This is a genomic window from Enterocloster aldenensis (assembly GCF_003434055.1).
GTDB classification, from domain to species: domain Bacteria; phylum Bacillota; class Clostridia; order Lachnospirales; family Lachnospiraceae; genus Enterocloster; species Enterocloster aldenensis.
This window is the reverse complement of sequence record NZ_QVEX01000036.1, coordinates 1-5602: the sequence shown is the minus strand read 5'-3', so window position 1 is coordinate 5602 and position 5602 is coordinate 1. Positions and strand designations below refer to the sequence as shown.

Here is a 5602-nt window from a genome sequence, read left to right as displayed (position 1 = left end):
ACGGAGTGGACTGGCAGGACAGCCACAAATACATCACATATACCGACTTAGCAAGGAAGCAGGCAGGAGAAAAGGCTTGCAAAATTCGTAATAATAAGCTGGAAAAATACTACAACATGGGTTTTGGAAAGGAGGAACTGGAGCATGAGTTTGAGAGAAATGCACGAACAGCAGAAGTCAGAGCAGGCAAGTCCGAGAGAACGGATCCAAGAACTGAACCGTCAGAGCCGGACAGAGCTGGAGAACAGCCTGCTGAAGGAAGCCTTAGCTTTGTCGAGCGAGAGCTGCGAGGAATTGATGAAGCAGTCAAATCAAGGACAAGCAAGGGCAGAGCAGAACAGGCAGAGAGACGCCGAGCTGAGCAGGCAGCTCATCAGCGAGCTGAAGAAGCAAGTCGAGCAGTTAGAGAACAGCAACGAACTACTTCAGAACGCCATATCAGCCGGAATTGGGAGCCTGAGAGATGAGGTCAGAGAAAGTACCGTCCAAGAGGTAAAAAAGGCGTTACAGGCGAATATAGAGGCGGTACAGAAGGCAACAAAAGCTCTTGAAAAGCAGTCTGATACGCTTACAAGCGTAATGAAGCAGAAAGTCCGGGAGCTGGAGGAAAGCAAAAACAGCTTTTTCAGATATGAGGGCTTGAAGATATACCTGTTTTGGGGCGGTATGGTCTGTAATATTGGGACGTTTTTGATAGTGTTATATTATTTATTTGTCAAGTAAAGTTTTATAAAAATGTTATATATAATTAATGTTTTTTTGTTGAAAATATAGTATAGTAAAACAAAAAGGAGGGGATGCCAATGTACTTGTTGCTTTAGATGCTATAAAAATACATTGACATAGGAGGAAAATTAATGAGAAATATTCGCAGATCTGTAGCGTTAGCTTTGGCAGCAATAATGATGATGGCTATGAATATGGTTAGTTTTGCAGCAGATACAGCTCCTGCTGAAACCGAGGCGGTAGAATCGGTGACTCGTTCAACTAATGGAGAATCTGTTTTGCTGGATAAAGTATATTTTGCGTGTGATGGAAAAAACACAATTTCTTCTCGAGAACCTATTCCTGCTACAGCTTTAGATATTGAAAATAGAATTTTAGGAAGTATGGAGTATTTTTATGATGGTTTAGATTCATCTGGAAGACCGCAGTACACAGTTAAGGCATCTATGACGTCTAATCCATTAAAATTAAAATCCAGTAAACTTGTAACAAGAGCTGAAGGAGTAAATAGTTGGCATACAAATGAAGAAGATCATAATGGGTATACAGGAACTAATTCTCGAAGCTATGTATATACGACTCCGAATCCACCATCAAATCCATATTGTGAAGCAATATTAACCGCAACTGATGAGAAAGGTGACGAATACGCAGTATGGAAAGGAACTCTTCGTGATGCTAAGTAGAAAATACTGAAATATTGGTAAGAGTAGTGATGAAAATAAGAGGGAGTGAAGTGAGGATGAGATATTCTTAATTCACTCCCTTTTTTTAGAGGTCAAAAAGGTGCAATAAATTCATTGATAAGATAAGCGATAAGGGCGAGAGGGAGTGAGGTGTAGATATTGACACCAAAAAGGCTCTCCCTTATACTTGATGGAAAAAGGTAAAATACTTCATTGATAAGATAAGCGGTGAAGGCGAGAGGGAGTGAGGTGTAGATATTGACACCAAAAAGGAACTCCCTTATACTTGAGAGAAAAAGGTGCAAAAATCTATTGATAAGATTAGCGGTCAGGCGGAGTAAGGGCAGTATATTATATAATATATCTAAGTAGGAGAAAAATATGCGTAGAAATACAAAAACAATGTATGAGTGGAGAAAGGTATATAGGGATAAAGAGGAGCTGATGTTGGAGAGAGGTTTTCCAGAGGTCAGCCCCCATGAGTTCTATCGTGACTTGTTCCCAGAGGGGAGCTTACAGAGTGCAGAGCATGACGGAAAAGGAAATGTGATTGCAACCCAGATAAGACCATCTGGAAAGGGAAGAACGAAGCAGTGGGTTATAGATGATAGTCTGAATATGCTTGATAAGGTCATAGGGGACGAGTTCGGACTGATACCGCCTATCACGTTCTATGGCAAGACACACACGAAGCAGAACGCACATGAACTGTATGCGGTTGCAATAGATATTGATTATGTCGGAAAACAGCAGTTGAAGAACCTCTTGAAGCAATTCGGGAACGGAGTGCAGCTCCGACCGACCTACCTTGTGAGTTCTGGAAAGGGTGTCCATGCCTATTACTTTTTGAAAGAGCCAGTACAGTTGTATCATAATCTGGAAGATACCCTTGCGGAGCTGAAAGAAGCATTTATCCGCAGACTATGGAACGATACGAGCAGTATCAGACCAGACAGCCCAGATATAACAGGTATCTATCAAGGCTTTAGGTGTGTTGGGAGCCAGAGCAAGCTGGGGGCAGACTTCCCAGTGAAAGCCTATAAGATGTCGGATAACCGCTATACTCTGGAAGATATAAAGGACAGCATACCGAACTGTAAGGTTGATTTATCGGTACTTACAGAGAAGCCGAAGAAAGAAAAGAGTAAGCTGTCACTGGACGAAGCAAAGAAGCTGTACCCAGAGTGGTATCAAGAGCGAGTTGTAGAGGGCAGACCGAAGAAAAAAGGCACATGGGTGTGTAATGAAGCCCTTTATGAGTGGTGGAAGAACAAGATTTTTACCGAAGTAAAGGTAGGCGGTAGGTACTTCTCAATCATGGCATTGTGTGCGTATGGCTTGAAATGTGGCATATCTGAAAGACGAATAAGGCAAGATGCCTATTCATTTTTGGAGCATCTGGAGAGCCTTACAGATGATGAGGACAACCATTTTACAAGGGAAGATGTAAAGGACGCATTGAAAGCCCTCAAAGCTGATAACAAGCTACTTTCGACTATGGCAAGCCGAGAATGGATAGAGAAGCAGACGAAAGTTGTCATACCGCCAAATAAGAGGAACGGCAGAAAGCAAGCCACGCACTTAAAAATCGCACGTTTTACCCTTGAAACAATGAATGAGGACAGGGGCAAAGCTCTACAAGGGAGACCAGACAAGGCGAAGATTGTCGAAGAATGGAGAGAAAGCAACCCTCTGGGAACAAAAGCGGACTGCATCCGAGAGACAGGACTTGCAAAGCATACGGTTTATAAGTGGTGGAAGTAGGGCATACTTGAAATGCTGAAAGGCATATGCTATAATGCCAGTAGGCAAGAAAGACGAAAGTGCTCATTGTGGCACGCAAAAAGCCCCGGAGTTGCGACCTCCGGGGCTTTTCTATTCCGTTGTGGCAAGGTGGCTTATGCCTTAGGCTAGCTACCGCCTATTTATCTCCGTCCAGCCATTTGCAGATGTAGTAGGCGACTACACTTGCCAAGACAGAGAGTAAGAAAGACGAAAATATACTCATGGTGGCACAACCCCTTTCTGTACCTGTATAGGGGAGGTAGCGTTGCCCATTATACCATAGTGGCAGAAATCCCACAAGAAGCCATTTCCCCTTGTTTATTAACAGAGCCATAAGGAAAAGAGTGTCAAGGGCGGTCGAAAGACCGCAGCGTTTTCCCTTGATACTCTTTTTTGTTGGCTATCATGCCGGAGGGGGAAACGGCTGTCCGTCCGTTCCGTCACTTCCCCTTGTGCTTCATTGTCTGTTCCGGCGGAAGAAAGTAAAGGGTGGTCTGCGACCATTTTTTATCTGCTGCATTCGCTGATCGGCAAGCCGAAGCTCATACTGCAGATAAAAAACAAGCCCTTGACTGTCTCCCTCCTACACTTCCAAAGTCGCCCAAGAGGAAGTAAGCTCCACTGTATTTCTGGCGAAATCCACGCACGAATATATCCGCTTGACAAGTGGCTATCACTATGCTATATTATGTGTAGCGGATATATTGCAAGTTCCCTAAAGTGATAGCCTAACGGCTACACTTTAGAACTTGTGAGGGTGGCAAAGCCCCCCTTCAATCCCCCTTTGAGTGACCGCAGATATGCGGTAAATTGTTGAGTGATAGCCAAGAAGAAAGAGAGGTAAAAGCATGAGTTGGGGCGAGGAACAGCAGAAAGAAATTGAGACAATCAGAGAGAGAAAAATCACAGTGAAATTGTCGGACGCAGATTGTGACCGACTGGCGAGAAAGTGTGGGAAGCATGGTCTGACAATCGGAGAGCTGATAGAGAATTTTGTCGGAGATTTGGTGGGCGGTACTTACTCCAATGGAAGTGATGAAAGAGATTATGCTGACCAGTGGTTCGAGCGTTGTTGGTTCGGAATGTTCCCAGAGCCTACACTGCTGAATCACTTATTGAATTTGGGTTATGAACCAGAGCATTATCTGGATATGTTGGAGAACGTAGAGACAATAAAATCCGACATTGAAATTACTAAACAGAACATAGCAGAGCCAAGTGATGAATGGAAAGACATTGTGTACCACAAGTATAATGATGATTTTACAAGCTATGAGTGTGTGCCTTGTTACAATAGTGTTGATGAATATATAGCAAGCGAAAAAGAAGATTTAGAAAGCTATAAGGCAGACTTAGAAGAAGCACTGGAAGAACTGAAAGACATGAGAGCGGACTGGAAGCCAGAGAAAGAGCCGAACATGAACGAGGAAATCGAACTCATTAAGAAGTGGGTAAAGGAAAGAGAGGACTTCATCAATGAATAGGACAAGACCGAAGCAGATAGTTATAAGAGTGTCAGAGGAAGAACTTGCACAGATAAAAGAAAAAGTAGAGCAGTCTGGAAAGAGCCAACAGCAATATATCATTGAAGCCCTCACACAGTCGAACATTGTCAATCTGGACGGACTGAAAGAGATATATCCAGAGCTGAAAAGGCAAGGCAACAATCTGAACCAGATAGCCAAGAAGCTGAATGAAAATGGATATGTGGACTATAAGCAAGAGCTTCCTAACACCATGAAAGAGGTGAGAGAAGTATGGCAGTTATTAAAGCAGTATCTTCAAAAGCAGGCATAGGGCAAGCACTGGACTATGTGACAAAAGAGGAAAAGACAGAGGATAAGCTTGTCAGCGGTCTGCACTGTGAACCAGATACAGTAAAGGACGAAATGCAAGCCACCAAGGAACTATGGGAGAAAACCGGGGGAAGGACATACAAGCACTTTGTCCAGAGCTACCATAAGGACGAGAAAATCACGCCGGAGCAGGCACACAGGAACGCCTTACAGCTTGCAGAGAATACGTCGGCATGGAAAGGGTTTGAGGTGCTTGTGGCTACCCATAAGGACAAAAAACATATCCATACGCACTTTATCGTTAATTCCGTCAATTTTGAGGACGGGCACAAGCTGCAGTGGAGCAGCGCCGACCTGCAGGAGCTGAAGGAGCGGTGCAACGCACAGAGCAGGGAGCAGGGGCTACACGTCTCAGAAAAGGGAAAGACCTTTGAAGGAGCGGAACGTGAGGAAACAGTGGCATGGAAAAAAGAGACGTACCAGCTTCTGAAGCAGGCGGAGCAGGGGAAAGTGAAAAGCTATGTCCAGGACATTGCCCTGGCAGTCCTGGACTGTAAGGAAACAGCGACCAGCCGGGAAAGCTTTATTCGGCTGATGAATGAAAGAGGG

The 5602-nt window shown here is 44.1% G+C and carries 6 protein-coding genes; all 6 read left to right on the top strand.

The window, feature by feature from the left end; all coding sequences use genetic code 11:
• Positions 1-144: 144 nt before the first annotated feature.
• On the top strand, positions 145-723 hold the full coding sequence (locus tag DWX59_RS29545) for a hypothetical protein (protein WP_235845210.1): 579 nt from the start codon (positions 145-147) through the stop codon (positions 721-723).
• 134 nt (positions 724-857) lie between these two features.
• Positions 858-1412, top strand: coding sequence for a hypothetical protein (locus tag DWX59_RS28260; protein WP_002595445.1), 555 nt, complete (start codon positions 858-860; stop codon positions 1410-1412).
• Positions 1413-1793: 381 nt separating this feature from the next.
• Entirely contained in the window at positions 1794-3176 is a 1383-nt protein-coding gene (locus DWX59_RS28255) for a hypothetical protein (protein ID WP_002595441.1), read from the top strand.
• An 869-nt stretch (positions 3177-4045) separates the two neighbouring features.
• Positions 4046-4681 carry a hypothetical protein gene (locus tag DWX59_RS28240; protein WP_002595442.1) on the top strand — a complete coding sequence of 212 codons (636 nt, stop codon included), beginning with the start codon at positions 4046-4048 and terminating at the stop codon, positions 4679-4681.
• A complete protein-coding gene (locus tag DWX59_RS28235) occupies positions 4674-4994 on the top strand; it encodes a plasmid mobilization protein (RefSeq protein WP_002595443.1) in 321 nt (106 codons plus the stop codon). The genes DWX59_RS28240 and DWX59_RS28235 overlap by 8 nt, the downstream gene beginning before the upstream one ends.
• Positions 4955-5602, top strand: a 648-nt coding sequence (locus tag DWX59_RS28230; protein ID WP_148315192.1) for a relaxase/mobilization nuclease domain-containing protein, incomplete at its 3' end; no start/stop codon positions are given. The genes DWX59_RS28235 and DWX59_RS28230, both read left to right, overlap by 40 nt.

Coding starts and splice junctions, on each gene's coding strand:
- DWX59_RS29545 (WP_235845210.1), top strand. CDS start 145: ATGAGTTTGAGAGAAATGCACGAACAGCAGAAGTCAGAGCAGGCAAGT.
- DWX59_RS28260 (WP_002595445.1), top strand. CDS start 858: ATGAGAAATATTCGCAGATCTGTAGCGTTAGCTTTGGCAGCAATAATG.
- DWX59_RS28255 (WP_002595441.1), top strand. CDS start 1,794: ATGCGTAGAAATACAAAAACAATGTATGAGTGGAGAAAGGTATATAGG.
- DWX59_RS28240 (WP_002595442.1), top strand. CDS start 4,046: ATGAGTTGGGGCGAGGAACAGCAGAAAGAAATTGAGACAATCAGAGAG.
- DWX59_RS28235 (WP_002595443.1), top strand. CDS start 4,674: ATGAATAGGACAAGACCGAAGCAGATAGTTATAAGAGTGTCAGAGGAA.